This window comes from Streptomyces africanus (assembly GCF_030816955.1).
Lineage (GTDB): Bacteria > Actinomycetota > Actinomycetes > Streptomycetales > Streptomycetaceae > Streptomyces > Streptomyces africanus.
Genome location: NZ_JAUSYP010000001.1, coordinates 6,361,083 through 6,387,912, shown reverse-complemented (window position 1 = coordinate 6,387,912; position 26,830 = coordinate 6,361,083). Strand labels below are relative to the sequence as shown.

Here is a 26,830-nt window from a genome sequence, read left to right as displayed (position 1 = left end):
GCTTCCTTGACTCGGAAGGCGGGGATCCGCTGGGCGCGGCCTCCAGGGCGAGAGCTCGCTCCGGGGGTGCGTACACAAACGGCCGTCGACCAGCGTACCAGGCGGCCAGGGGCGTCTTTGCGCCGGTCCCCGATCCTGCCGGACGGGGCGGCCGGCGCCACTAGGGTGAGCGGGTTCGGATCGTTCGTACGGCATCCGGACGTTCGGAACCGGTACGTCGGGAAGGGGTCGCTGCGGCATGGCGGAGACGGCTGAGGAGATCAAGGCACGCAAGGAGCGGGAGCGGGACGAGCTCTACGCCCTCGACATCTCCGGTGTCGAATGGCACTGCGCGCCGGGCACCGAGGAGCAGGAGGAGCGGGTCGAGATCGCCTACCTGCCCGAGGGGGCGGTGGCGATGCGGTCCTCGCTCGACCCGGAGACGGTGCTGCGCTACACCGAGGCGGAGTGGCGGGCGTTCGTGCTGGGAGCGCGGGACGGGGAGTTCGATCTGGAGCCGCGGTCGCACGACGGGGGCTCGCCGGCGGAGTCCGGGCAGTAGTCGCAGAGGCGCGGTAGTTTCCGCGAGGCGCGGTAGCTTCCGCGGAGCGCGACGAGGGGCGTGGCGGGCCGGTGGCCGGCCGTCCCTCGTCGCGCTTTCTTCGTGTGTGGTCGCGGCAAGGTGGTTCGCGGTTCTTCACCTTTATCGCCCTGATTGTTCACCAAAGTGTGTGCTGTGTACGTCACTTCCGGGCAGCTTCTGGGCAGGTTGTGACGCGGCGGACAGGTGCTCGGGGGTGGACGGGCCTGCCGAGGTGGCGCTTGTGGTGATTAGGCTGGGACGGGGCGCGACGTCAGAACCCGTGAGTAGGCGTGGGCGTCCCAGGGGGAGAGCGGGGGAGCCTGGATTCGGACGACCTCGGACGACCCTTCTTACGCCTCAGAACGACTTCGTACGACGTCGGACGACAAGCAAGGGTCGCCCCAGCACGGCATGAGGGTGCTCGACCAACCAGGAGGAACACTGTGAGCAGCGATCGGGACGGGAACCGCGGGGGCTGGGCGACACCCGGCGATGACCAGCCCGACGCGGAGTCCGCGGCAGAGGTGACGGGCGAGTTCACCATCGACTACGCGCCGCCGGCCTGGTACACGCAGAACGCCTCGGGGAGCTCCGGTTCGGGGCAGGGGGCGGGTGCGTCCGAGGACTCCAGTGCTTCCGGGGCGCGTGGGGGTTCCGGTGGACCGAGCGGGCCGGTTCCGCCGCTGCCGGGGCTCACTCCGCCGCCGCATGCCAATCCTTCCGGTGCGGCGTCGTCCATTCCGAGGCAGGGGCAAGGACACGGGCAGGGACAGGGGCAGGCCGCCGGCTCGGCTCCGGCACCGGCTCCCTCTCCAGCGCCTTCTCCGGCTCCAGGGGCGCCTTTCACGCCGCCTGCGCCGCCGCCTGCTCCGGGCGCTCCGTTCACGCCTCCCGCTCCTCCCTCTCCTCCCGCGCCCGGGCCGGGTACGCCCTTCACGCCGCCCGCGCCTGCTAGCGGGGGGCCGTCCGCCGGAGGGCCGGCTGCCGTGCCCCGGCTTCCGGTGGGGTTCGAGCCGCAGGGAGCGCAGTCGCCGGCGCCGCAGTCGCCGGCGCCGCAGCCGCAGGGGCGGGCCGAGGCGTCTGCGGCGGATCCGGCCTCTCCTACGGCCGTGCCGAACATCCCCGTCGGCGGGTATCAGGCGCAGTGGGCGCCGGCCGCTCCGTCGGAGCCTCCGGCTGCTCCGGCCACTCCCGAGGCTTCGGCGGCTCCTGCCGCTCCGGCCACTCCGGCTTCCGAGGACGCCGAGCCGGAGAACGGTGACCTGGAGAGCGGTGCCACGATGCGGTTCTCCGCCGTCGCCCTGAAGCGGGAGATCGAGGAGCGTGCCGCCGAGGTCGAGGCGCGGCTGGAGTCGGCCGACGACCACCAGGACGAGGGCGAGGGCGGGGACGAGTCCGGCGGTGACGTCGAGGACACTCCCAGCGGCGCCGACGCCGACGCCCAGGCCGATGAGGACGTCTCCTCTGACACGGCCGTCGCGGTCGATGCGGCTGACGCGCCCGGGGCGGAGGGTGCTGCTTCCGACGACGCCGACAGCGGGGACGTGGACGCTGCGGTGACCGCACCGGAGGAGGCTCCCGAGGACGCGACCTCTCAGGAAGCGACTTCGGAGGAAGCGACTTCGGAGGAAGCCGCTTCGGAGGAAGCGGCTTCGGAGGAGGCGACGCCGGAGGCGGAGACGGACGAGGCCGTGCCGCAGGATGCCGAGCCTGAGGACTCCGTGCCTGCGGATGCAGTGCCTGCCGACGAGGACCCGGCCGACGCAGCGCCTGGGGACGAGGTCCCTGCTGCTCCCGAGCCGGCCGATGCACACCCCGCCGACGCCCCGCCCGCCGACGCCGCTGCCGAGGACGCCGCTCCCGAGGACGGCGTTCCGCAGGGCGCCGCCGTGCCGGGTACGGCCGACGCCCAGCCCGCCTGGACTCCCCCGGCACCGCAGGCCATGCCGCCGCTGCCGCCGTCGTATCAGCCGGCCGCCCCGACGCCGGCCAGCCAGTGGCCCGCGCAGCCGCAGCACCAGCCTCAGGCGCAGCCCACGGACCCGAACGCTCCCGCGCAGGGGCAGCCGCCGTTCCAGCCGCAGGCGCCGCAGCCCGCGCCCGCCGCCTGGAACTCGCCGGCCGCACCGGCGACGCCGCCGGACCAGCCGCCCGCCCAACCCGCGCCGCAGCCCGGCGCCTACGGCTTCCCGCAGCCGGGTACTCCGACCCCGGCCGCACCCGACGCCCAGGGTGGCTACGGATTCCCGCACCCCGGCACCCCCGCCCAGCCCCCGGCCGCACAACAGCCGCCGGCCCAGCAGCCCAACACCCCGCCCAACCCCGCGCCCCACGCGCCGGACGGCTACGGCTTCCCCCACCCCGGCACCCCCACCCAGCCCCCGGCCGCACCACAGCCGCCAGCCCAGCAGCCCAACACCCCGCCCACCCCCACCCCGAACCCCCAAAGCGGCTACGGATTCCCGCAGCCCGGGCCCAACGCCCAAGGCGGCTACGGCTTCCCCCACCCCGGCGCTCCTGCCCAGCCTCCGGCCGCACAGCAGCAGCCGGCCGCACAACCCCCCGCCCAGCAGCCCAACACCCCGCCCGCCCCCGCGCCCCACGCGCCGGACGGCTACGGGTTCCCGCACCCCGGCGCTCCCGCCCCTGGCGCGCCCAACCCGCAGGGCGCCTACGGCTTCCCCCACCCGGGCGCCCAGGGCCCGGCCGCGCAGCAGCCCCACCCCGGTGTGCCGTCGCAGGCGCAACCGCAGCCCGAGGGGCCCGTGGATCCGCGGACCGGGGCCGCCTGGCCGCAGCCCATGCAGCACGACCAGCGGCAGCCGACCAACCCGGGTGCCGCGCCGCTCGGTTACACCGCTGCCGTGGAGCTGTCGTCCGACCGGCTGCTCAACAGCAAGAAGCAGAAGGCGAAGAGCAGCCGTCCGGCGGCCGGTGGCGGGCGGTTCAAGATCGGTGGGAAGAAGGAGGAGGCCGAGCGGCAGCGGAAGCTGGAGCTGATCCGCACGCCCGTGCTCTCCTGCTACCGGATCGCCGTGATCAGCCTCAAGGGCGGTGTCGGCAAGACCACCACGACCACCGCGCTCGGCTCCACGCTCGCCACGGAGCGGCAGGACAAGATCCTCGCGATCGACGCCAACCCGGACGCGGGAACCCTGGGGCGTCGCGTGCGGCGCGAGACCGGGGCCACCATCCGTGACCTCGTCCAGGCGATCCCGTACCTCAACTCGTACATGGACATCCGGCGGTTCACGTCCCAGGCGCCGTCCGGCCTGGAGATCATCGCCAACGACGTCGACCCGGCCGTGTCCACGACGTTCAACGACGAGGACTACCGGCGCGCGATCGACGTGCTGGGCAAGCAGTACCCGGTGATCCTCACCGACTCCGGTACCGGTCTGCTCTACAGCGCCATGCGCGGGGTGCTGGACCTCGCCGACCAGCTCATCATCATCTCGACGCCGTCGGTGGACGGTGCGAGCAGTGCGAGTACGACGCTGGACTGGCTGTCGGCGCACGGGTACGCCGACCTCGTGTCGCGGTCCATCACCGTCATCTCGGGTGTGCGCGAGACCGGCAAGATGATCAAGGTCGAGGACATCGTGTCGCACTTCGAGACGCGCTGCCGGGGCGTCATCGTCGTGCCGTTCGACGAGCATCTCGCCGCCGGTGCCGAGGTCGACCTCGACATGATGCGGCCCAAGGTGCGGGAGGCGTACTTCAACCTCGCGGCGATGGTCGCCGAGGACTTCACCCGCCACCAGCAGGCGCACGGCCTGTGGACCTCCGACGGCAACCCGCCGCCGGTGGCCGCCCCGCCGCTGCCCGGCCAGCAGGTCCCGGGCCAGCCCGTCCCCGGCCAGCCTCCGTACCCCGGACAGCAGCAGCCGGGCCCGTACCCGCAGCAGCCCCAGCAGCCGGGACAGCCGTACCCCCAGCCCGGCCAGCCCTACCCCCAGCCGGGGCAGCAGCCGTATCCGCAGGCGGCCGGCCAGCCGTACCCGCAGCCGGGACAGCCGTACCCCCAGCAGCCCCAGCCCGGGCAGCCCCCGGCCGCCCCTCCGCAGCCGGGCTACGGCTACCCGCAGCCGGGGCAGCCCGGCCACCCCGGGCAGCCCGACGGGCAGGGGCAGACGCCGCCGCCCCCGCCCCCGACGCAGTAATCGCCTCACCCGATCGGCCCCTTTCGAGGGGCCGGTCCCCTTTCCGGCCCGCGCCGTTCCGACTCGGCGCGGGCCGCCGTGCGTTCCGGGGCCGTCAAGGGCGAAATCCGTTGCCAGGCCCTGGCCAGGGGCGCGTCAGTGGTCTCGACCAATGGCCGTGAAAAGCTCGCCAATTCGTTATTTCCGCAGGCCACAAGGGGTGAACGCGCCGTTGACGGGTGGAGACGGCCGCTGATACACACTCAGCATCCACTGACAGCTGATCAACCCGTCCTTCCCGTCCGAGCGATGACGCGAGGTCCGACCATGGGCACGAAAGATCAGACACGCAGCCTCCCGCGCGGCCTCAGGCTCGTCGCCGTGGCCGGGGCGGCCGCGCTCACCCTCACCGCCGGTCTCGCGACCCCGCTCGACCCGGCGCCCCGGCAGGCCCGGGCGGCCGACGACGGCAAGAAGGTGCTGACCGTCGCGGTGGCGCAGAGCGTGGACTCGCTCAGCCCGTTCCTGGCGGTCCGGCTGCTCAGCACGAGCATCCACCGGCTCATGTACGAGTACCTGACGAACTACGACCCCAAGGACAACCACGCCATCCCGGGCCTGGCCACCAAGTGGGAGCCGTCGCCCGACAAGCTGACCTGGACGTACACGATCCGCTCCAACTCCAAGTGGTCGGACGGCGAGCAGGCCACCGCCGAGGACGCGGCGTGGACGTTCAACAAGATGATGACCGACTCGGGCGCGGCCACCGCGAACGGCAGCTACGTCGGCAACTTCCGGAAGGTGACGGCGCCCAGTCCGACCAAGCTGGTCATCGAGCTGAAGAAGCCGCAGGCCACGATGACCGCGCTCGATGTGCCGATCGTGCCGAAGCACGTGTGGGAGAAGGTCTCGGACTTCTCCGAGTTCAACAACGACAAGAGCTTCCCGGTGGTGGGCAACGGGCCGTTCGTGCTGACCGGGTACAAGGCCGACAGCTACGTCCGGCTCAAGGCCAGCAAGAGCTTCTGGCGCGGGGCGCCGAAGTTCGACGAGTTGGTCTTCCGCTACTACAAGGACCAGGACGCGGCGGTGTCGGCGCTGCGCAAGGGCGAGGTGTCGTTCGTCGCCGGGTCGCCGTCCCTGACGCCCGCTCAGGCGGCATCCCTGGAGGGCGCGGAGAACATCAAGGTCAACGACGCCCCCGGCCGCCGTTTCTACGCCCTCGCCACCAACCCGGGCGCGAAGGCCAAGAACGGCAAGAAGTTCGGCGACGGCCACCCGTCCCTGCTGGACCAGCGGGTGCGCAACGCGCTGTTCAAGGCCGTCGACCGCAGGGCCGTCATCGACAAGGTGTTCCAGGGGCACGCCGTCGAGGGCGAGGGCTACATCCCGCCGCGCTTCTCGCAGTACTTCTGGAAGCCGTCCGGCAGCCAGAAGCTGACGTACGACCCGGCCGAGGCGGCCCGGATGCTCGACCGGGCGGGTTACAAGAAGAACGGCGACGGCAAGCGCGTCGGCAAGGACGGCAAGCCGATCACCTACCGCGTCCTGTGCCACGCCACCGACCCGAACGACAAGGCGGTCGGCAAGTACCTCCAGGAGTGGTGGGGCGAGCTCGGCATCGGCGTCCAGCTCAACTGCCTGGACAACGTGACCGACCCCTGGCTCGCCGGCAAGTACGACCTGGCCTTCGACGGCTGGTCGGTCAACCCGGACCCGGACTTCGTGCTGTCCATCCACACCTGCGGCGCGCTCCCGGCGACCCCGCAGGAGACGGGCGCGACCGACAACTTCATCTGCGACAAGAAGTACGACGAGCTCTACGCCCGGCAGCTCGCCGAGTACGACCCCGCCAAACGGGCGGACATCGTCCAGCAGATGGAGTCGCGGCTGTACGACCTCGGGTACATGAACGTCATGGCGTATCCGAACGCGGTCGAGGCCTACCGGACGGACCAGATCAAGTCCATCACGACCATGCCGGCGAAGGCGGGGAACATCTACGGCCAGGACGGCTACTGGAGCTGGTGGTCGGCGGTCCCGGCGGAGTCGAGCGGCTCCTCGGACAACGCGTCGTCGACGGGGGTCGTGGCCGGGATCGTCGGAGCTGTCGTGGTCCTCGCCGGGCTCGGCGTCTTCGCGGCGATGCGGCGGCGCTCCACCGCCGAGGACCGCGAGTAGAGCGGGCGACGGGACACTCATGACCGCTGACGCGACACCCGCGCTGGTCGAGGACAAGCACACGGCGGCCGGGCCGCGGGTACACAAGAGCTCGGCGTACCCGCGGTACCTCGCGGGCAAGGTGGCGGGCGCGGCCGTCTCGCTGCTGGCCGTGCTCGTGACCAGCTTCTTCCTCTTCCGGCTGATCCCCGGCGACCCGGTGAAGACCATGACGGGCGGCCGTCAGGTCTCGGCCGAGCAGCTGGCCGCCTATCGCGAGGAGTTCGGGCTCGACCTGCCGCTGTGGCGGCAGTTCACGGACTACTGCGGCAAGGCGCTCACCGGCGACTTCGGGACGTCGTACCAGTTCCGGGCGCCCGTCGTCGACAAGATCACCGAGGCGCTGCCGAACACCCTGCTGCTGACCGGGACCGCCTTCGTCCTCTACACCTCGCTGGGCATCTTCCTCGGCACGCGCTCGGCATGGCGGCACGGCAAGCTGGGCGACCGGGTCAACACCGGTCTCGCGCTGACGCTGTACTCCATCCCGTCGTTCTGGCTCGGGCTGCTGCTGATCATCGTGCTGGCGGTGGGCATCGGCCCGGTCCCGGGCATGTTCCCCACCGGCGGCATGGAGTCGGGCGGCAAGGAGGGCTTCGCGTACGTCGTCGACGTGGCGCACCATCTGGTGTTGCCGGTGGTGACGCTGGTGGCCGTGGAGTACGGGCAGACGCTGCTGGTCACCCGGTCGGCGCTGCTGGACGAGATGGGCAGCGACTATCTGACGACCGCGCGGGCCAAGGGGCTGCGGGACGACCTGGTGCGGCGCCGGCACGCCGTGCCCAACGCGCTGCTGCCGACCGTCACGCTGATCTTCATCAACCTCGGCCGGACGGTCGCGGGCGTGATCCTGGTGGAGACGGTGTTCTCCTGGCCGGGGCTCGGCGGGCTGTTCTACCAGGCGCTGAGCGTGCCCGACCTGCCGCTGGTGCAGGGACTGTTCTTCGTGTTCGCCGCCGCGGTGATCGTGATGAACACCCTCGCCGACCTGGTCTATCCCCTGCTCGACCCCCGGGTGGCCCGATGACGACGACGACCGGCACGGGCCTGGGCCCGCGCGCCCTCGCCCGGCAACGGCGCCGGGCCTCCGTCGCGCGCTTCTGGCGGCAGTACCGCGCCGAGCGGGCGGGGCTGTACGGCCTGACCGCGCTCGCCCTGTGCGCGCTGCTGGCGCTGTTCGCGCCGCTGTTCGTCGGCTCCGACGTGAGCAGTGTGACCGACGCGCCGGGGCGTCCGATGCAGAGCCCGAGTGTGGAGTTCCCGCTCGGCACGGACCAGTTCGGGCGGGACCTGCTGGGCCTGGTGGTCTGGGGCTCGCGGGTGTCACTGCTGGTCGGGCTGCTCGCGGCCGTGCTGTCGGTGGCCATCGGCACCCTGATCGGGGTCACGGCGGGCCACTTCAAGGGCTGGTACGCGACGGTGATGATGCGGATCACCGACTGGTTCCTGGTCATGCCGACGCTGGTGCTGGCGATCGCCCTGGCGACCGTGATGTCCCGCTCGCTGACCACGACCGTCGTGGCGATCGGCGTCACCACCTGGCCGACCACGGCCCGGTTGGTGCGCGCGCAGACCCTCGCCGTGGAGACCCGGCCGTACATCGAGCGGGCGAGGGCGCTCGGCGGCGGCCACTGGCACACCATGTCGAGGCACGTCCTGCCCAATGTGATGCCGCTGGTGCTGGCGCAGACGACCCTGATCATCTCCTCGGCCATCCTCGCCGAGGCGACCCTCGCCTTCCTCGGCCTCGGCGACCCGACGGTCGTGTCGTGGGGCGGGCTGCTCCAGGACGCGCGCGAGGCGGGCGCGGTCAGCGCCGGGGACTGGTGGTACCTGGTGCCGCCGGGCATCGCCATCGCCGTGGTGGCGCTGGCGTTCACGCTGTGCGGGCGGGCCGTGGAGTCCGTCCTCAACCCCAGGCTGGGGGTGTCGCGGTGACGCTGCTCGACGTCAGGGACCTGTCGGTGACGTACCCGGGCGGGGCGGCCGCCGTGCGCGGCGTGGACCTGTGCCTGGACGCCGGGCAGAAGCTCGGCCTCGCCGGGGAGTCCGGCTGCGGCAAGTCCACGCTGGCGCTGGCCCTGCTGCGGCTGCTGCCCGCCGGGACCCGCATCACGGGTGAGGTCCTGCTGGACGGCGAGGACGTGCTGACGATGAAGTGGGGCCGGGTCCGGGCGGTCCGCTGGGCCGGGGCCTCGGTCGTGTTCCAGGGGGCGATGCACTCCCTGAACGCCGTGCACCGCATCGGCGACCAGATCGCCGAGCCGATCCTGCTGCACAAGAAGGCGACCCCGGCCGGGGCGAAGAAGAAGACCGGGGAGCTGCTGGAGCACGTCGGTCTGCCCGCCGCCCGGGCGGACGCCTACCCGCACGAGCTGTCCGGCGGGCAGCGCCAGCGCGTCATGATCGCCATGGCTCTGGCCTGCGACCCGCGGCTGATCATCGCCGACGAGCCGACCACCGCGCTCGACGTGATGATCCAGGCACAGATCCTCCGGCTCATCGAGCAGCTCGTCGCGGACCAGGACCTGGGCCTGATCATGATCAGCCACGATCTGGCGGTCCTCGCCGACACCTGCGACCGGCTCGCGGTGATGTACGCGGGCCGGGTGGTCGAGGAGGGCCCGGCCCGGCAGGTGTACGAGGACGCCCGGCACCCGTACGCCAGGGCCCTGTCGGCCGCGTTCCCGCGCATCGGCGACCCGTCGTCCCGGTTCGCTCCGCAGGGGCTGGCGGGCGACCCGCCCGACCCGGCGGCGCTGCCGTCCGGCTGTACGTTCCATCCGCGGTGCCCGGTGGCGCTGGAGTCCTGCCCGCAGGAGGACCCGGTGCTGCGCGAGGCGGGGCCGGAGCGCCGGGCGGCGTGCGTCCTGGTCGGGCCGTCGGCTCGGGAGCCAAGCGAGACTCGCGAGGACCCGGACACCCTGGAGGAAGCGAGGCCCAGTACGCCATGACCACATCCCCCACGGCCCCCGAGGTCACCACGGCGCCTCTGCTGAGCGCCCAGGACCTGCACGTCACCTTCCCCGGCCGGCACGGCGGCCCCCGGGCCCGCGCGGTGGACGGGGTCGACCTGGACATCCGGCCGGGCGAGATCGTCGCGCTGGTCGGCGAGTCCGGCTGCGGCAAGACGACCCTGGCCCGCTCTCTGCTGGGCCTGGTTCAGCCGACCTCGGGCCGGGTCACGTTCGACGGCCGCCCGCTGGAGTACTCCGGCCGGTCCCTCAAGGCGTACCGCAAGCGCGTCCAGCTGGTCCTCCAGGACCCGAGCGGCTCGCTCAACCCCCGGCACACGGTGTACGACGCGGTCGCCGAGGGCCTGCGCATCCACGGATACGGCGGCGACGAGCGAACGGCGGTCGCCGAGGCCCTGTCCCGGGCCGGGCTGCGGCCCCCGGAGCGCTTCTTCCTGCGCTATCCGCACGAACTGTCCGGCGGGCAGCGCCAGCGGGTCGTCATCGCGGGCGCCCTCGTCCTGGAACCCGAACTCCTCGTCGCCGACGAGCCGGTGGCGTCCCTCGACGCCTCCGTGCGCGGCGAGATCCTCGCCCTGCTACTGCGGCTGCGCACCGAGCTGGGCCTGTCCGCGCTGGTCGTCACGCACGACCTGGGGCTGGCCTGGAACATCGCCGACCGGGTCGCCGTGATGTATCTGGGCCGGATCGTGGAGACGGGCGCGGTGGAGCAGGTGCTGACGGCACCCCGGCATCCCTACACGCAGGCGCTTCTGTCCGTGCTGCCGGAGGCTCCCGGGGCCCCGGTGGTCCTCACAGGCGAGCCCCCCGACCCGTCGCGCGTACCCTCCGGCTGCCGCTTCCACGCCCGCTGCCAGATCCTCGCGAGCGGGGAGGCGGAAGAAGCGGGCGTGGCGGACCTGTGCAGGGGCAAGGACCTGGAGGTACTGAGCGGGGGCGGGGAATCCCAGGTCGCTTGTCACTGGGCGGTTGTGGCGCGCCCTTAGGGGACCTCGGCCGCCACCAACTCCCTGCACTTCTGAACGTCCCGCCCCATCTGCTCCAACAACTCGTCCAGCGTCTCGAACTTGGCCTGCCCCCGCACGAACGCCAAGAAGTCGACCGCGACATGCAACCCGTACAGGTCCAGCCCGACCCGGTCGATGGCATACGCCTCGACCGTGCGCTCGGTCCCCTCGAACTGCGGGTTCGTGCCGACGGAGATCGCGGCCGGCATCGCCTCGCCCTGCGTGTGCAGCCAGCCGGCGTACACACCGTCGGCCGGGATGGCCGTGTGCGGCAGCGTCTCGACGTTGGCGGTCGGGAAGCCGAGTTCGCGTCCGCGCTGGGCGCCCCGGACGACGACGCCCTCCACCCGGTGCGGCCGGCCCAGGATCTCCGCCGCGCCCTGGACGTCGCCCTCGGCGACCAGACGCCGGGTCAGCGTCGAGGAGAACGGCTCGCCGCCGCCCGCCTCGCCGGTCACGTACAGGTCGACGACCTCGACTTCGAAGTCGTAGGTCTTGCCCTGCGTGGCCAGGAACTCCACGTTGCCGGCGGCCTTGTGGCCGAAGCGGAAGTTGGGGCCCTCGACGACCGCCTTGGCGTGCAGCTTGTCGACGAGCACCTTGACGACGAAGTCGGCCGGGGACAGCTTCGAGAACTCGGTCGTGAAGGGCAGGATGAGCACCGCGTCCACGCCCAGGTCGGCCATCAGTTCGGCGCGGCGGTGGTGCGGGGCGAGCAGCGGCGGGTGGCTGCCGGGGCGGACGACCTCGCTGGGATGCGGGTCGAAGGTGACGACGACGGCGGGCACGCCCAGCTCCCGGGCGCGGTTCACGGCATGCCGGATGATCAGCTGGTGTCCGCGGTGGACTCCGTCGTAGGAGCCGATGGTGACGACGCTGCGCCCCCAGTCCTGGGGGATGTCCTCCAAGCCACGCCAGCGCTGCACTGTGCCTGCTCCTTGTCGAAAGCTCGTCGAACCCGTGTCCGTGGTTGTTTCGTGGTTGCCTCGTACGCAGGTCTAAGGGTGCCATGCCGGGTGCCTGCGGCCCGCATCGGCATGGGGGCTGTGACCGGGCGCACGACACCGCGGTCACTCCGGCCTGCGCGGGATCCGTCAGACGGGGACGCGTACGCCCGCCAGGTTCTCGATCGTCCGGTGGGAGCTCGGCCCGACCAGCGCCGCCCACTCCTCGGGCGCGGCGGCCAGCCAGCGGGCCACGCGGGCGGCGAAGCCGGGCACGTGCCGGCCGAGGTCGACCAGGGCGCGGTCGAAGCGGCAGGCACCCTCCGGGGTGCGCACGAGGAGCAGTCCGATGCGGCGGACGAGGTCGCGCAGGTCGTCACCGCCGTTCCGGGCGGCGGCGTGCAGCAGCGCGTCCAGGACGTCGGTGTCGTGCTCGCGGGCCAGGAGCGCGTCGCGCAGCTCGCGGCGCAGCGGGCGGGAGGCGGGGACGCCGGGCGGGGCGAGGACCGCGGCGAGGGCGCACCGCAGCCGTACCGGGCCGGCCTCCAGCAGGCCGGTGACCAGCGGCAGGAGCACGGCCCGGGCGGCGGGGCCCCGGTCGAGCCGCTGGTCCACGTACGCGGCCACGTGCCCGGCGAGTTCCGGCCGCCGCTGTACCGCCTGCCCCACCAGCGCGGCGACCCGACGGGCCAGGCCGGGCGGGGTGGCGTCGGCGAGCGCCCGCAGCGCCTCCTCCGCGTCCGGCCGCTCCAGCCGCGCCGCGAAGGCGCCGAGGACCGGCTCGGGGTGGGCGGGGAGGGCGGCGGCCGGCGCGTCCGGCGGGAGGTGCGGGTCGCCCGCCGCGAAGTGCTCCAGCGCCCTGGGGAGATAAAGGTCCCGGGTGCGCGGATCCTGGACGAGGAGGGCGAGTGCGCCGCCGTGCAGGGCGCGGTCGGCGGGGCCGGCGAGGAGCGTGAGGGCCGCGTAGCGCAGGAGGGCGCGGTCGCCTCCGGCGCTCACGTGCGGCGCGACCCGCAGGCCGTGCGCCATGGCGGCACTCCGTCGCGCCGGGCACTCGTCGCGCGCCCACCGGTCGACGGCCCGGCACATCGCCGAGGGTTCCTCCTCGGCCAGCACGGCGAGCAGTTCGTCGGCCCTCCGGTGCACGCGGTCGACGAGCACGTCCGCCAAGTCGTCCAGGGCGCCGCGTCGGTGGGTGTGCAGCAGCGCCTGCGCGGCCGTGGCCACGGTCGCGTGCGGGGTGGCGGGCAGCGGCTGCTCGTCGTCGAACCAGCGGGCCAGCAGCGGCTGTACGGCGGTGGGATCGGCGGCCAGCAGGTGCGCGACGGTGTCCAGAAACCGGGGACCGGCCTCGCACGGCGGGCCGTCGGCGTGCACCAGCCGCCTCAGCAGCGCGAAGCGCTCGTCCTCGGGCAGCCGCACGCAGGCCCAGAACGCGGGCCCGACCTCGTCCGGCACGGGCCTGTCCTGCCGCCGCCAGGCCACGATCCGGTCGGCGAGCAGCCGCAGCACCTCCGTGTACGGCGTCGCCTCGGGCACGGCCGACAGGGTCCCGGCGAGCAGCCGGGCGGCCCACCAGGACCGCGGATCGGCGTCCAGGGCGTGCACCAGGTCCGCCAGCCGGGACGCCAGGTGGCCGGTGCCGTGCTGGCGGGCGAGGAACAGCAGCGCCTGGACGACAGGTCCGATGCGGTGGTGCGGGACGGGGTCGGGCTGCGCGTCCGGCCGGCGCCGGGCAGGCGGGACTTTGCGGACACCCCCTAGGACGTGCAGGGCCTCGTCGAGGTCGAGGTGCAGGCCCTGGAGCCAGTCGGCGAGCTCCTCGTGGGCGAAGCGGTAGCCGGCTCCGGCGGGCACGAGCAGGCCCTCGGCGAGGACGGCCGACGCCCAGCCGGTGCCGCCGCCGAGCCGTGCCGGGGCGGGCCCCCACGGGAACACCGCCTCGAACGCCTCCCGGTCCAGATCGCCCAGCCCGGGTCCGAGGCCGCGCCGGGCCGCCTCGTGCACCTGCCCGGCGACCTTGGCGGCCAGCCGGCGTACGGCCCTGCCGCTCAGGCCGTTCCCGGCGGCCAGCCGCAGGGCGATGCGCAGGGACATCAGGTCCAGGTAGGCCGCGAAGACGTCGTCGCGGTCGACGGTGGCGCCGGGGCCGTCGGGGCTGGCTGGACTGTCGGGTGCGCCGGCGAGCGCCGCCCGGACCTCCGCGAGCAGTCGCAGCGTGAGAGGGTGCCGGGCGTCGGTGTGGACGAGGGCGCTCTCCGGGATGCCATGGCGCCGGCGGGCCTCCCGGGCCTCGTCCTCGGTGAGATCGCCGAGGCGCACACGCGCGGGCTCGCCGTCGGCACCGGCCGGCCGGTGCAGGACCTCCGCCGGGAACCCCGCCTCCTCCCAGTACTCCGCCCGGCACGCCACGATCAGCCGGACACCCGTCTCCCGCAGCCACCGCACCGTCCCGTCCGTCCAGTCGGCCAGGCGGCGGGCCAGCGCGGGGGGCATCTCCTCCGGGCCGTCTAGGAGCAGCAGCAGGGACCTGCCGAGGGCGCCGGCGAGTCCGGCGAGGCGCTCGGGCGTGGTGTCGCCCAGGTCGGTCGGCAAGTGACGGGGCCGGGACGCGGCCACGGCAGGGGCGGCCCGGGTCAGCGCCCGGCGTGCCGCGTCGGCCACCGAGGCGTCGTCGCCCCGCAGTTCGCAGCCGCGCAGCCACAGCGTGGGATGCCCGTCGCGGGCGCGGCGCGCGGCGAGCGCCGCGAGTTCCGTCGTACGACCGCTGCCGGGCGGCCCCACGAGGCCGAGCACGGCCGCCGGGCCTGCCGCGAAGGCGCCGAACTCGGCCACCACAGCCGCCCGTTCGACCGGCTCCGGGCGTCCCGGGCCGCCGGGCGGGCCGTCCAGCCCCACCGCGGTGCCGGTCAGCTCCAGCACCCCGGCCAGGTTGAGGTCGGCGCCGTACGCGGGGACCGTCGCCGCGTTCTCGGCGAGCAGCTCGGCGAGCGTCCCCGCCGCTCCGGGGGCGCGGGGATGCAGCGGTACGGCGAACCCGACGTCGCTGTGGTCGGAGCTGAGCGCGGTGCCGAGCACCCCGACGACGGCACCGGTCGCGGCGTCGAGCACCGGGCCGCCGGCCGCGCCTCCGCCGCGTCGCAGCGCGTCCCGCCCTGCCGTGCCGACCGCCAGCTCCAGCGCGCCGTCGAGGCGGTGGCGGCGGTCCGTGGCCGTGTACGTCACGGCGGCCGGGCCCAGCACCCTGGCCTCGCGCCAGCCGCCGGCGGCGATCCGCACATAGGTGCCCGTCCCGGCCCCGCCCCGCACGGTGACGGGCAGCGGCGGCACACCGAGGCCCTCGGTCCGTACGAGCGCCAGGTCGAGCGCGGGCAGCGGGGTCACCGCATCGGCGGACACGACCCGGCGGCGGTCCCCGGCCCCGCGCAGGACGAGCCGGGGCAGGCCGTCGACCGCCTCGTGGCTGGTGACGAGCGTGCCGTGGTGGTCGGCCAGGAAGCCGGTGCCCCGGGGCCGGCCGGCGAGGTCGTGGATGCGGACGAGGGCCGGGCCGGATGTCCCGGCGTCGCTTCCCTCGGTCGCCTGCTCCGCTGCTCCGGGGCGGTCCTGGGATCCTGGTGCGCTGTCTCGTGTCTCCCCGGACCGGTTCCGCGACGTCATCGTCGAGCCTCCCCGCCGTACACCCGTGCCCTTGTGTTCGACGGTAGGGGCGACATGATCAGCGGGAAAGATCGCTCGGCGAAAGCGCCCCCTTCCGCTCCCCCGGTTCACTCCGAGCGCCTGCACGGACGGGTGAACGGAGAGGGGCGGCTGGATACACCCTAGGGGTGGGGGAACCGAGGGGGGACCGTGGAGCGGCGGCAGTGGAGGTACCCCGTGGCCGCCGCTCCACGGGCGGACCGTCCCTGTGTGCCGTCAGCCGAAGACGGCCAGACTCTTGGCCTTGCCCCGCTGCTCCTCGACGAGGGCGAGGAAGCGGCCCTCCGGATCGAAGACGGCGACGGGCCCGGAGCCCGCGTACGTCTCGGGCATCTCCAGCCGTACGCCGTTGGTGAGCAGCTTGGCCCGCCGGGCGTCGACGTCCCAGCGCCGGAAGGCGGCCGCGGCGGCCTCGGCGACCGGCATCACGGTCAGCTCCTGCTGGAGCTGGTCGAGGGTGCGGGCCGCGTCCAGCTTGTAGGGGCCGACGCGGGTGCGGCGCAGGGCGGTGAGATGCCCTCCGACGCCGAGGTCGGCGCCCAGGTCGCGGGCCAGAGCCCGGATGTACGTGCCGGAGGAGCAGACGACGGAGACGACCAGGTCGAGTACGGCCGTGCCGTCCTCGGCGACTGCCTCCCGGACGTCGTACACGCCGAAGGAGGAGACCGTGACGGGACGGGCCGGGATGTCGAACTCCTCGCCCTCCCTGGCCCGCTTGTAGGACCGCACGCCGTTGATCTTGATGGCGCTGACCTTGGACGGCACCTGCATGATGTCGCCGGTCAGCTTGGCGACGCCGGCGTCGACGGCGTCGCGGGTGACCTCGGAGGCGTCCGTGGAGGAGGTGATGTCCCCCTCGGCGTCGTCGGTGAGGGTGTTCTGCCCGAGCCGGATGGTGCCCAGGTACTCCTTCTCGGTCAGCGCGAGGTGGCCGAGGAGCTTGGTGGCCTTCTCGACGCCGAGGACGAGGACGCCCGTCGCCATCGGGTCGAGGGTGCCGGCGTGCCCGACGCGTCGCGTTCTGGCGATGCCGCGCATCTTGGCGACGACGTCGTGCGAAGTGAAGCCCGACGGCTTGTCGACGATGACGAGGCCGTCGGGCGTGGTGTGCTTCTGGGTCATTCGGCGGTGTCGTCCGTCTCGTCGTCCTCGTCCGGCTTGCGGTACGGGTCGGCGTCGCCGGCGTACTTCGCGCCCGCGGACGCCTCGCGCACCTTCTCGTCGGACTGGCGCGCCTTGTCGAGGAGGTCCTCGATGGCACGGGCGGTGTCCGGAAGGGCGTCCATGACGAAGGTCAGGGTCGGCGTGAACTTCACACCGGCGGCCCGGCCGACCTCGGAGCGCAGGATGCCCTTGGCGCTCTCCAGTCCGGCCGCGGCCGCGTTCCGCTCCTCGTCGTCCCCGTATACGGTGTAGAAGACGGTCGCCTCCCGCAGATCGCCCGTGACCCGCGTGTCCGTGATGGTGACGTGCGAGCCGAGCCGCGGGTCCTTGATCCCGCGTTGCAGCTTCTGGGCCACCACTTCCCGGATGAGGTCCGCCAGCCTCTTGGCCCGCGCGTTGTCGGCCACTGGTCCGTCTCCCGTTCTTTCCTGTCTGGGTCGTTCTCGGTTCGTCAGTCGTCTTCGCCGTGGAAGCGCCGCCTGACGGACAGCAGCTCCACCTCGGGGCGGGCGGCGACCAGCCGTTCGCACCGGTCGAGGACCTCGCTCAGGTGCCCCGCGTCGCCGGACACCAGCGCGAGGCCGATGCCGGCCCTGCGGTGGAGGTCCATGTGATCCACCTCGGCCGCGCTCACCGCGTACTTGCGCTGGAGCTCGGCGACGATGGGGCGGACGACGGAGCGCTTCTCCTTCAACGACCGTACGTCGCCGAGGAGCAGGTCGAAGGACAGCGTCCCCACGTACATGTATGTATCCGGATGACCCGCCGGTACGGGATCGATGGCCCTGCGGTCGGAGCAGGGACATCAAGAACGGTACCGCGTACCTGCCGGTGGCTCGACGGGGTTTTCTTTGCCCGCCCACCCGCCCGACACGGTCGGCCAGGAGGCCCTGCCCCCCGGGGGCTCCGCCCCGGACCCCAGCGGGGACTGCGTCCCCTGCACCCCTCGCGCGGCTCCGCACGCACCCGGGGCGGGCGCGCGTCGATTCAGCGCCGCAGGAGAGGCAAACGGCCAGCCGGCCGACGCGGCAGGTGCCGCGTCGGCCGACCAAGGCGCCGTGGGGTGTTACACCCGCGGCTTCTCGCGCATCTCGTACGTCGCGATGACGTCGTCGACCTTGATGTCGTTGAAGTTGCCGAGGTTGATACCGCCCTCGAACCCTTCGCGGATCTCGGTGACGTCGTCCTTGAAGCGACGCAGGCCCTCGATGTTGAGGTTCTCCGCGACCACCTTGCCGTCGCGGATGAGGCGGGCCTTGGTGTTGCGCTTGACCTCGCCGGAGCGGATGAGAACACCCGCGATGTTGCCCAGCTTGGACGACTTGAAGACCTCGCGGATCTCCGCCGTACCGAGCTCGACCTCTTCGTACTCCGGCTTGAGCATGCCCTTGAGGGCCGCCTCGATCTCCTCGATCGCCTGGTAGATGACCGAGTAGTACCGGACGTCCACGCCCTCGCGCTCGGCCATCTGCTGCGCACGCCCGGCGGCGCGCACGTTGAAGCCGATCACGATGGCGTCCGAGCCCATGGCCAGGTCGATGTCGGACTCCGTGACCGCACCGACACCGCGGTGCAGGACGCGGATGTCGACCTCTTCGCCGACGTCCAGCTGGAGCAGGGAGGACTCGAGTGCCTCGACGGAACCGGAAGCGTCACCCTTGATGATCAGGTTCAGCTGCTGGACCTCGCCGGCCTTCAGCACCTTGTCCAGGTCCTCCAGCGACACACGGCGCGTGCGCTTCGCGAAGGCCGCGTTGCGCTCGCGCGCCGCACGCTTCTCCGCGATCTGACGGGCCGTACGGTCCTCGTCGACGACGAGGAAGTTGTCGCCCGCACCCGGGACGTTGGTCAGGCCCAGGACCTGCACCGGCGTCGACGGGCCGGCCTCGGTGACGAGGTTGCCGTTGTCGTCGTGCATCGCCCGGACCCGGCCGTACGCGTCGCCGACCACCATGGTGTCGCCGACCCGCAGCGTGCCGCGCTGGACGAGGACCGTCGACACGGCACCACGGCCGCGGTCGAGACGGGACTCGATCGCGATACCCTGCGCGTCCTGGTTCGGGTTGGCCCGCAGGTCGAGCGAGGCATCGGCCGTGAGGACCACGGCCTCCAGCAGGGAGTCGATGTTCAGACCCTGCTTGGCGGAGATGTCGACGAACATCGTGTCGCCGCCGTACTCCTCGGCCACCAGGCCGTACTCGGTCAGCTGACCGCGCACCTTGGTCGGGTCCGCACCCTCGACGTCGATCTTGTTGACCGCGACGACGATCGGGACGTCGGCCGCCTTGGCGTGGTTGAGCGCCTCGACCGTCTGCGGCATGACGCCGTCGTTGGCCGCGACGACCAGGATCGCGATGTCCGTCGACCGCGCACCACGGGCACGCATGGCGGTGAACGCCTCGTGACCCGGGGTGTCGATGAAGGTGATCTTGCGCTCTTCGTCGTTGACCTCGGTCGCGACCTGGTAGGCACCGATGTGCTGGGTGATGCCGCCGGCCTCACCCGCGATGACGTTCGTCTTGCGGATGGCGTCGAGGAGCCGGGTCTTACCGTGGTCGACGTGACCCATGACGGTGACGACCGGCGGGCGGACCATCAGGTCCTCCTCGTCGCCCTCGTCCTCGCCGAACTCGATGTCGAAGGACTCGAGGAGCTCGCGGTCCTCCTCCTCCGGGCTGACGATCTGAACCGTGTAGTTCATCTCGTCGGCGAGGAGCTGGAGCGTCTCGTCGGAGACGGACTGCGTGGCCGTGACCATCTCGCCGAGGTTCATCATGACCGCGACGAGCGACGCCGGGTTGGCGTTGATCTTCTCCGCGAAGTCGGTGAGCGAGGCACCGCGCGACAGGCGAACGGTCTCGCCGTTGCCGCGAGGCAGCATCACACCGCCGACCGACGGGGCCTGCATGGCCTCGTACTCCTGACGGCGCTGCCGCTTCGACTTGCGGCCACGACGCGCGGGACCGCCGGGACGGCCGAAGGCGCCCTGCGTGCCACCACGGCCACCGGGACCGCCGGGACGACCGCCGAAGCCGGGACGGCCACCGCCGCCACCGGGACGGCCGGCGAAACCGCCACCGCCGCCACCGGGACCACCGGGACGGCCGGCGAAACCGCCACCGCCGCCACCGGGACGACCCGCGAAGCCGCCGCCACCCGGGCGACCGCCGCCGCCACCGGGACGACCGCCGCCTCCGGGACCGCGGCCGCCGGGGCCACCGCCACCGGGACGCGGACCGGCAGCCGGACGCTGCGGCATCATGCCGGGGTTGGGACGCGGACCGCCGGGACCGCCGCCGGGACGCGGACCGCCGCCCTGCGGACGGGGCATGCCGCCGGGAGTGGGACGCGCGCCGCCCGGAGCCTGCGGACGAGGACCGCCGCCGGCACCCTGCGGACGGGGACCGCCCTGGCCCTGGCCCTGCGGACGCTGTGCGCCGCCGGGGGCACCGGGGCCGCCCGGACGCGGGGCACCGCCCGGACGGGGCGCCTGGGGGCGCGCCATGCCGGTGGAACCACCAGAGGTGAACGGGTTGTTGCCCGGACGGGGACCCGCCGGACGGGCACCGGGACGCGGGGCGCCGCCACCCGGACGCGAGGCGCCGGGACGCTCGCCGCGGTCACCGCGGCTCTGGCCGCCCTGGCCGGAACCACCCGGACGCGGGGCACCCGGACGCGGCGACTGGCCGGCCGGACGCGGGGCGCCCGGACGCGGACCGGAACCCTGCGAGGAGCCCTGCGAGGAGGGAGCCGCCGGGGGCGCCGTGAACTCGGGCGTGGTCGGAGCCGGGGACGCCGGGGCGGGCCGCGGCGCGGGCTTCGGGCCCGGGGTGGGACGGGGGCCGGGAGTGGCCGGTGCGGCCGGAGCCGCGGGCTTCTCGGCGGCTGCCGGCTTGGGGGCCGGCGGGCGCGGGGCGGCCGGACGGGCAGCCTGCGCCGGGGAAGGGGCTGCCGGCTTCGCCGGGGCAGCCTTGCGGGTGGGGGCGGACTTGCCGCCTCCGTTGCCCTGCTGGAGGGCGTCCGTCAGTTTGCGTACAACAGGCGCTTCGATCGTCGAAGACGCCGAACGGACGAATTCACCGAGCTCCTGGAGCTTGGCCATGACGACCTTGCTCTCGACACCGAACTCCTTGGCGAGTTCGTAGACCCGGACCTTAGCCACTTCGCTCCTTTGAGGTCCGGGTGAAGCCGGACCGTCGCTAGTTCATGGGCGTACTCATCGCGTACTCATCGAGTGCTCATCGCAATCTCGACCTGCTTTCGACTCGCGAGGTACCTAGACCGCACGGGGTTCCGTGCGGCGCGTTCTTACCGTGTTGCCTGATCGGCAACTGTCGTCTGCTCGACGTATTGGCGCAACGCCTTTGTGTCGGGCGCTCCCGGGGCGCGCAGTGCCCTCGTGAACGCCCGGCGGCGAACCGCCTGGTCGAGACAGACCGGTGTGGGATGCACATACGCACCCCGGCCGGGCAGCGTACCGCGTGGATCAGGGACGCATGCGCCCTCGGTCAACACGATCCGCAACAGATCGGCCTTGGCCACTCGCTCCCGACACCCCACACAGGTGCGTTCAGGGCATGCGCGGGTGCGCGTCCGGCCAGACACCGTTAAGTCTACCTCCCCGTAGGCGCCTCACCCCTTTGGGGCAGGATTCGAACAGTTGCCGCGCCCGAACCTGTCGTGATCTGAACGGCCCGCGGCTTGGATCTATTCCCCGGCCCGGTCCGCGGCGGGTTCCGTGTCCGGCCGGATGTCGATCCGCCAGCCGGTCAGCCGGGCCGCGAGGCGGGCGTTCTGCCCTTCCTTGCCGATGGCCAGGGACAGCTGGTAGTCGGGCACGGTCACCCGGGCCGACCTGGTCGCCATGTCCACGATCTCCACCTTGGAGACGCGGGCCGGGGACAGCGCGTTCGCCACCATCTCGGCCGGGTCCTCCGACCAGTCGACGATGTCGATCTTCTCGCCGTTCAGCTCGCCCATCACGTTGCGCACACGGCCGCCCATGGGGCCGATGCAGGCGCCCTTGGCGTTCAGGCCGGACCGGGTGGACCGTACGGCGATCTTCGTGCGGTGACCGGCCTCACGGGCGATCGCGGAGATCTCCACGGACCCGTCGGCGATCTCCGGCACCTCCAGGGCGAAGAGCTTCTTCACCAGATTGGGGTGCGTCCGGGACAGCGTCACGGACGGGCCGCGAACGCCCTTGGCCACCCGTACGACGTAACTGCGCAGCCGCATGCCGTGCGGGTACGTCTCCCCCGGCACCTGCTCCTGCACCGGCAGGATGGCCTCCAGCTTGCCGATGTCGACGAGCACGTTCTTCGGGTCGCGGCCCTGCTGGACCACGCCGGTGACGATGTCGCCCTCACGGCCGGCGTACTCGCCGAGCGTCGCGTCGTCCTCGGCGTCGCGCAGGCGCTGCAGGATGACCTGCTTGGCCGTGGTGGCGGCGATACGGCCGAAGCCGCTGGGGGTGTCGTCGAACTCGCGGGCCTCCTGGCCCTCCTCGAGGTCGTCGGGGTCCTCCTTCGCCCACACGGTCACATGGCCGGTCTCCCGGTTGAGCTCCACGCGCGCGTGGCGGCGGCTTCCCTCGGTGCGGTGGTAGGCGATGAGGAGGGCCGACTCGATCGCCTCGACCAGCAGGTCGAAGGAGATCTCCTTCTCCCGAACCAAGCCCCGCAGGGCACTCATGTCGATGTCCACGGCTACGCCTCCTCTTCCTTCTTGTTGTCCTTGCGGCTGAACTCGACCTGGACGCGTGCCCGGACGATGTCGTCGAAGGCGAGTCTGCGCGCGGTGGCCTTGCGGCCCTTCACCCCGGGCACCTCGGTGTCGATTCCCTCGTCGTCGACCTTGAGGATCCTGGCGACCAGCTCGCCGCCCTCGGCCAGCTGGAACTTCACCAGACGGTCCGTGGCGCGGACGTAGTGCCGGTGTTCCGTGAGGAGGCGCTCCGCGCCCGGGGTACCGACCTCGAGGGTGTACTCCCCCTCGCCCATCGCGTCCGTCTCGTCGAGCTTCGCCGAGAGCGCGCGGCTCACATCGGCGATCTGGTCCAGGTCGGCGCCCGTGTCCGAGTCGACGACGACGCGCAGCACACGCTTGCGGCCTACGGAGTCCACTTCGATCTCTTCGAGATCCAGGCCCTGGGATGTGACGAGCGGTTCCAGCAGGTTTCGCAGCCTCTCGCTCTGGGTGGTGCTCATCCGGGTGACTCCTCGGCCGCGTGTGCTGTTGTGGGATGGGTCGCGTGTCTGGTCAAAGGGTATCCGGTCGCGAGGTGTGTTGCCGTCCACCCGGTGACGAACGGTGCCGCTGAGTGGTCCCGGGCGGGGGCCCGGGTACCGTGATCACGGGCGTTCAGCCCTTAGAGTCGCTTCTTTCTCTCACGAGCTCCCGAGGACGTCTGACGTGCCGTTCCCCTCATCTCCGCGCGCCCGCTCGGGGCCGCGCAGAAGGACTCTGTTCGCCGTCGGCCCGGCGGCCCTCGCCCTGGCGGGCTGCACTGCCGGGGGCGAGGGCCCGGGTGCCTCGCATGACGGCCCGTCGGCGGCCGAGCGCCGGGCACGCGCGCGTGCGGCGCGGGACAGCGAGGGACTGGTGGAGCGGTACGACGCCGTGATCGCCGCCCGCCCGGGGCTCGCGGAGCGGCTGCGCCCGCTGCGGGAGGCGTCCGTGCGGCACGCACGGGCCTTCGGGGCGGGCCCGGGCCGGAAGGCGTCTCCTTCACCCTCCCCGTCTTCCTCGGCCGGCGCCGTGCCGGGCAGCGACAAGGACGCGCTGGCCGCCCTCGCCGCCGCGGAGCGGGAGCTCGCCGACCGGCGGGCCCAGGCGCTGCTCGACGTGCCGGGCGAGCTGGCCCGGCTGCTGGCCTCGGTGGCGGCGGCCGGGGCGGCACACGTGTATCTGCTGACGGAGGGTGGCGCGTGAGCGAGGCGAAGGACGGGGAGCTGCGGGCCGTCCAGGCGGCGCTGGCGGCCGAGCACGCTGCGGTGTACGGCTACGGCGTGGTCGGCGGCCGGATCAGCGACGGGCGGCGCGCCGAGGCACGGTCGGCGTACGACGCGCACCGGGCGCGCCGGGACGCGCTGGTGCGCGAGGTGAAGGACCTGGGAGGCAGGCCCGTGGCGGCGGCCGCCGGATACGCCCTGCCCTTCCCGGTGCCTGACGCGGCGGCGGCCGTGCGGCTCGCCGCCGAGCTGGAGGACCGGGTGGCCGGGGTGTACTCGGACCTGGTGCGCGCGGCGGGCGGCGCCCGACGGACCCTGGCCGCCGAGGCGCTGCGGGAGGCGGCGGTGCGGGCGGTGCGCTGGCGCGGCGAGAGCGTAGCCTTCCCTGGGCTCGCCGAGCGGGCCGGCACGGCCCCGCCCCTGGCGGCGCCGACGGCGTGACCCGCGCGGGGCACGCACCGCGGACCGTACGAAGGGAACGACTCGCGCATGGTTTTCGAACCGCCGAAGCGTCTGGTCAGGGCGCTCGGTGAGACGGCACCGGACGGTGACGACTGGCTGGAGAAGCTGCCCGAGGCGGCGCAGCAGGCCGTCGCGCTACGCGAGTTGACCGTGGAGCGGGTGCAGGTTCCCGGCGGGCGCAGCAGCCTGGTCGTGCTGGTGCGGACGGCCGACGGGACGCCCGCGGTGCTGAAGCTGGCGCCGGGCCGGGCCCGCCCGGAGGCGGAGCGGGCCGCGCTCGCGCGCTGGGCCGGGCGGGGCGCCGTACAGCTGTTCGAATCCTGCCGGACCGAGGGCGTGCTCTTGCTGGAGCGGCTGCATCCGGACGTGTCGGTGCGGTCGCTGCCGGAGGCGAAGGCGCTGCTGGAGGCGGCCGGGACGCTGCGGCGGCTGTGGGTGGAGCCGCCCGCCGGCTTCCCCTTCGAGACCGTGGCCGAGCGGACCGGGCGGCAGGCCGAGGCGATGCGGGCGCGTGCCCGGATCGATCCCGAGGTTGCGCCGCTGGTCGACGTGGCGCTCGCGGCGCGCGAGGAGTTGCTGGCCGCGCCGCCCGAACACCGGTTGCTGCACGGCACGTTCCGGCAGAGCAAGGTGCTCGCCGGGGAGCGGATGCCGTGGCTGGCCGTGGGGCCCGACCCGGTGGTCGGTGAGTGCGCGTTCGATCTGGCCCGGCTGGTCCGCGACCGGGTGGAGGACCTGATCGCCCAGCCGTCCGGCGCGGCGACGACCCGCCGGCGGATCAAGCGGCTCGCGGAGTCGCTCGATGTGGACCAGGACCGGCTGCGCGGCTGGACGCTGTTCCGGGCCGTGGAGTCGGGGGTGCGGGCGGGGCGGGTCGGACGCCCGCCGGACGCGGAGTTGCTGTTGGAGTTCGCGGGCTGGCTGTGAGCGCTCCGCAGGCCCGGAGCGCTCACAGGGCCACGGCCCTCAGGCGGTGAGCCGGGCGACGGCCTCCTCGACCGTCAGCTCCTCGCGTTCGCCGGTGCGGCGGTCCTTCAGTTCCACGACACCGTCGGCCGCGCGCCGCCCGGCCACCAGGATCTGCGGTACGCCGATCAGTTCGGAGTCGGTGAACTTGACGCCCGGGGAGACGCCGGCGCGGTCGTCGACCAGGACGCGGACACCGGCGGCGGCCAGCTTCCGGGAGATGTCGAGGGCCAGTTCGGTCTGGAGGGCCTTGCCTGCGGCGACCACGTGGACGTCGGCCGGGGCGACCTCCCTGGGCCAGCACAGGCCCTTGTCGTCGGCGCTCTGCTCGGCGAGGGCGGCGACCGCGCGGGAGACGCCGACGCCGTAGGAGCCCATGGTGACGCGGACCGGCTTGCCGTTCTGGCCGAGGACGTCGAGCTTGAGGGCGTCGGTGTACTTGCGGCCCAGCTGGAAGATGTGGCCGATCTCGATGGCCCGGTCGAGGACGAGGCCCGTGCCGCACTTCGGGCAGGGGTCGCCCTCCTGCACGACCACGACGTCGACGTAACGGTCGACCTCGAAGTCGCGGCCCGCGACGACGTTCTTCGTGTGCGTGCCGGCCTTGTTGGCGCCGGTGATCCAGGCCGTGCCCGGGGCCACGCGCGGGTCGGCGATGTACGTGACCTTGTCCAGGCCCTGCGGTCCGACGTAGCCGCGGACCAGGTCGGGGCGGGCCGCGAAGTCCGGCTCGGTGACCAGTTCGACGACGGCCGGGGCGAAGTGTGCCTCGACCTTGTCCATGTCGACCTCGCGGTCGCCGGGGACGCCGACGGCGACGATCTCGCCGTCGACCTTGACGAGGAGGTTCTTCAGCGTGGCCGAGGCCGGGACGCCGAGGGAGGCGGCGAGGGTCTCGATGGTCGGGGTGTCGGGGGTCGGGATGTCCTCGGCGGCCGGGACGTCCGTGGTGTCGACGGGCTTCAGCTCGTATGTGATCGCCTCGGTGTTGGCGGCGAAGTCGCAGTTCGGGCAGTCGGCGAAGGTGTCCTCGCCGGCCTCGGCCGGGGCGAGGAACTCCTCGGACTTGGAGCCGCCCATCGCGCCGGCCGTGGCGGCGCAGATGCGGTAGTCGAGGCCGAGGCGCGCGAAGATCTTCTGGTAGGCCTCGCGGTGCCGGGCGTAGGACCGGGCGAGGCCCTCGTCCTCGGTGTCGAAGGAGTAGGAGTCCTTCATCAGGAACTCGCGGCCGCGCAGGATGCCGGCGCGGGGCCGGGCCTCGTCGCGGTACTTGTTCTGGATCTGGTAGAGGATCACCGGCAGGTCCTTGTAGGAGGACGCCTGGTCCTTCACCAGCAGGGTGAAGATCTCCTCGTGGGTGGGGCCGAGGAGGTAGTCGCCGCCCTTGCGGTCCTGCAGGCGGAACAGTTCGGGGCCGTACTCCTCCCAGCGGCCGGTGGCCTCGTAGGGCTCGCGCGGCAGGATGGCGGGGAGCAGGACCTCCTGGGCGCCGATGGCGTCCATCTCCTCACGGACGATGCGCTCCACGTTGGACAGGACCCGCTTGCCGAGCGGCAGCCAGCTCCAGATTCCGGCGGCGGTGCGACGCACGTACCCGGCGCGGACGAGGAGTTTGTGGCTGAGGACCTCGGCGTCCGCCGGGTCGTCGCGCAACGTCTTCGCCATCAACTGGGACATGCGCTGGACCGGTACGTTCGCCATGGGTCTGCTCCTGCTGCGTGTGGGTGATGCCAGGA

The 26,830-nt window shown here is 73.0% G+C and carries 20 protein-coding genes and 1 pseudogene; 11 read left to right on the top strand and 10 right to left on the bottom strand.

All coding sequences use genetic code 11. The features are described 5' to 3' along the window. Nucleotides 1-238 precede the first annotated feature (238 nt). The 8 genes and pseudogenes from QF034_RS29705 to QF034_RS29675 all read left to right on the top strand — a co-directional run bounded on the left by QF034_RS29705 (nucleotide 239) and on the right by QF034_RS29675 (nucleotide 10,885). The gene (locus QF034_RS29705) at nucleotides 239-541 is read left to right on the top strand and encodes a DUF397 domain-containing protein (RefSeq protein ID WP_307177782.1); all 303 of its coding nucleotides are present in this window, start codon (nucleotides 239-241) and stop codon (nucleotides 539-541) included. A 311-nt stretch (nucleotides 542-852) separates the two neighbouring features. Beyond that, a pseudogene (locus QF034_RS41590) lies at nucleotides 853-1,086 on the top strand (hypothetical protein); the annotation flags it as partial. A gap of 585 nt (nucleotides 1,087-1,671) precedes the next feature. After that, nucleotides 1,672-4,725, top strand: a complete 3,054-nt coding sequence (locus tag QF034_RS29700) for a MinD/ParA family ATP-binding protein (RefSeq protein WP_370880971.1) — start codon at nucleotides 1,672-1,674, stop codon at nucleotides 4,723-4,725. A gap of 306 nt (nucleotides 4,726-5,031) precedes the next feature. Further along, a complete protein-coding gene (locus QF034_RS29695) occupies nucleotides 5,032-6,885 on the top strand; it encodes an ABC transporter substrate-binding protein (RefSeq protein WP_307177780.1) in 1,854 nt (617 codons plus the stop codon). Between the two features lie 19 nt (nucleotides 6,886-6,904). Then, nucleotides 6,905-7,951 carry an ABC transporter permease gene (locus QF034_RS29690; RefSeq protein WP_307177779.1) on the top strand — a complete coding sequence of 349 codons (1,047 nt, stop codon included), beginning with the start codon at nucleotides 6,905-6,907 and terminating at the stop codon, nucleotides 7,949-7,951. Next, nucleotides 7,948-8,862, top strand: a complete 915-nt coding sequence (locus tag QF034_RS29685; protein ID WP_307177778.1) for an ABC transporter permease — start codon at nucleotides 7,948-7,950, stop codon at nucleotides 8,860-8,862. Before QF034_RS29690 ends, QF034_RS29685 begins: the two co-directional genes overlap by 4 nt. Further along, nucleotides 8,859-9,878, top strand: coding sequence for an ABC transporter ATP-binding protein (locus QF034_RS29680; RefSeq protein ID WP_307177777.1), 1,020 nt, complete (start codon nucleotides 8,859-8,861; stop codon nucleotides 9,876-9,878). The genes QF034_RS29685 and QF034_RS29680 overlap by 4 nt, the downstream gene beginning before the upstream one ends. Next, the gene (locus QF034_RS29675; RefSeq protein ID WP_307177776.1) at nucleotides 9,875-10,885 is read left to right on the top strand and encodes an ABC transporter ATP-binding protein; all 1,011 of its coding nucleotides are present in this window, start codon (nucleotides 9,875-9,877) and stop codon (nucleotides 10,883-10,885) included. Before QF034_RS29680 ends, QF034_RS29675 begins: the two co-directional genes overlap by 4 nt. Here QF034_RS29675 and QF034_RS29670 read toward each other — a convergent pair. The 9 genes from QF034_RS29670 to rimP form a co-directional block, all read right to left on the bottom strand. Continuing rightward, on the bottom strand, nucleotides 10,882-11,832 hold the full coding sequence (locus QF034_RS29670) for a bifunctional riboflavin kinase/FAD synthetase (protein ID WP_307177775.1): 951 nt from the start codon (nucleotides 11,830-11,832) through the stop codon (nucleotides 10,882-10,884). The genes QF034_RS29675 and QF034_RS29670 overlap by 4 nt on opposite strands. A 168-nt stretch (nucleotides 11,833-12,000) precedes the next feature. Continuing rightward, nucleotides 12,001-15,510, bottom strand: a complete 3,510-nt coding sequence (locus QF034_RS29665) for a trypsin-like peptidase domain-containing protein (RefSeq protein ID WP_307177774.1) — start codon at nucleotides 15,508-15,510, stop codon at nucleotides 12,001-12,003. Nucleotides 15,511-15,765: 255 nt separating this feature from the next. Then, complete coding sequence (gene truB, locus QF034_RS29660; protein WP_307177773.1) at nucleotides 15,766-16,671, bottom strand: tRNA pseudouridine(55) synthase TruB; 906 nt, start codon at nucleotides 16,669-16,671, stop codon at nucleotides 15,766-15,768. Continuing rightward, nucleotides 16,668-17,120: a 30S ribosome-binding factor RbfA gene (gene rbfA / locus QF034_RS29655; RefSeq protein ID WP_020269629.1), complete on the bottom strand. Its 453-nt coding sequence runs from the start codon at nucleotides 17,118-17,120 to the stop codon at nucleotides 16,668-16,670. Before rbfA ends, truB begins: the two co-directional genes overlap by 4 nt. A 44-nt stretch (nucleotides 17,121-17,164) precedes the next feature. Further along, nucleotides 17,165-17,458, bottom strand: a complete 294-nt coding sequence (locus QF034_RS29650; RefSeq protein WP_086565388.1) for a DUF503 domain-containing protein — start codon at nucleotides 17,456-17,458, stop codon at nucleotides 17,165-17,167. A gap of 321 nt (nucleotides 17,459-17,779) precedes the next feature. Next, nucleotides 17,780-20,875, bottom strand: a complete 3,096-nt coding sequence (gene infB, locus QF034_RS29645; RefSeq protein WP_307177772.1) for a translation initiation factor IF-2 — start codon at nucleotides 20,873-20,875, stop codon at nucleotides 17,780-17,782. A 146-nt stretch (nucleotides 20,876-21,021) separates the two neighbouring features. Continuing rightward, entirely contained in the window at nucleotides 21,022-21,318 is a 297-nt protein-coding gene (locus QF034_RS29640; RefSeq protein WP_086561166.1) for a YlxR family protein, read from the bottom strand. 102 nt (nucleotides 21,319-21,420) lie between these two features. Continuing rightward, entirely contained in the window at nucleotides 21,421-22,419 is a 999-nt protein-coding gene (nusA, locus tag QF034_RS29635; protein WP_307177771.1) for a transcription termination factor NusA, read from the bottom strand. A 2-nt stretch (nucleotides 22,420-22,421) separates the two neighbouring features. Then, nucleotides 22,422-22,922: a ribosome maturation factor RimP gene (gene rimP, locus QF034_RS29630; protein WP_307177770.1), complete on the bottom strand. Its 501-nt coding sequence runs from the start codon at nucleotides 22,920-22,922 to the stop codon at nucleotides 22,422-22,424. 205 nt (nucleotides 22,923-23,127) lie between these two features. On the opposite strand from rimP, the gene QF034_RS29625 reads away from it, so the two are divergent. Genes QF034_RS29625 through QF034_RS29615 form a run of 3 tightly spaced genes read left to right on the top strand, consistent with a single transcriptional unit; the run spans nucleotide 23,128 to nucleotide 25,055 of the window. Beyond that, nucleotides 23,128-23,646 (top strand): hypothetical protein, encoded by a 519-nt coding sequence (locus tag QF034_RS29625; protein WP_307177769.1) that lies wholly within the window; start codon nucleotides 23,128-23,130, stop codon nucleotides 23,644-23,646. After that, nucleotides 23,643-24,107: a ferritin-like domain-containing protein gene (locus QF034_RS29620; protein ID WP_307177768.1), complete on the top strand. Its 465-nt coding sequence runs from the start codon at nucleotides 23,643-23,645 to the stop codon at nucleotides 24,105-24,107. The genes QF034_RS29625 and QF034_RS29620 overlap by 4 nt, the downstream gene beginning before the upstream one ends. Before the next feature lie 48 nt (nucleotides 24,108-24,155). Continuing rightward, on the top strand, nucleotides 24,156-25,055 hold the full coding sequence (locus tag QF034_RS29615) for an aminoglycoside phosphotransferase family protein (protein WP_307177767.1): 900 nt from the start codon (nucleotides 24,156-24,158) through the stop codon (nucleotides 25,053-25,055). A 39-nt stretch (nucleotides 25,056-25,094) separates the two neighbouring features. Here the strand turns inward: QF034_RS29615 and QF034_RS29610 are convergent, their stop codons facing one another. Next, on the bottom strand, nucleotides 25,095-26,795 hold the full coding sequence (locus QF034_RS29610; RefSeq protein ID WP_307177766.1) for a proline--tRNA ligase: 1,701 nt from the start codon (nucleotides 26,793-26,795) through the stop codon (nucleotides 25,095-25,097). Nucleotides 26,796-26,830: the final 35 nt, after the last annotated feature.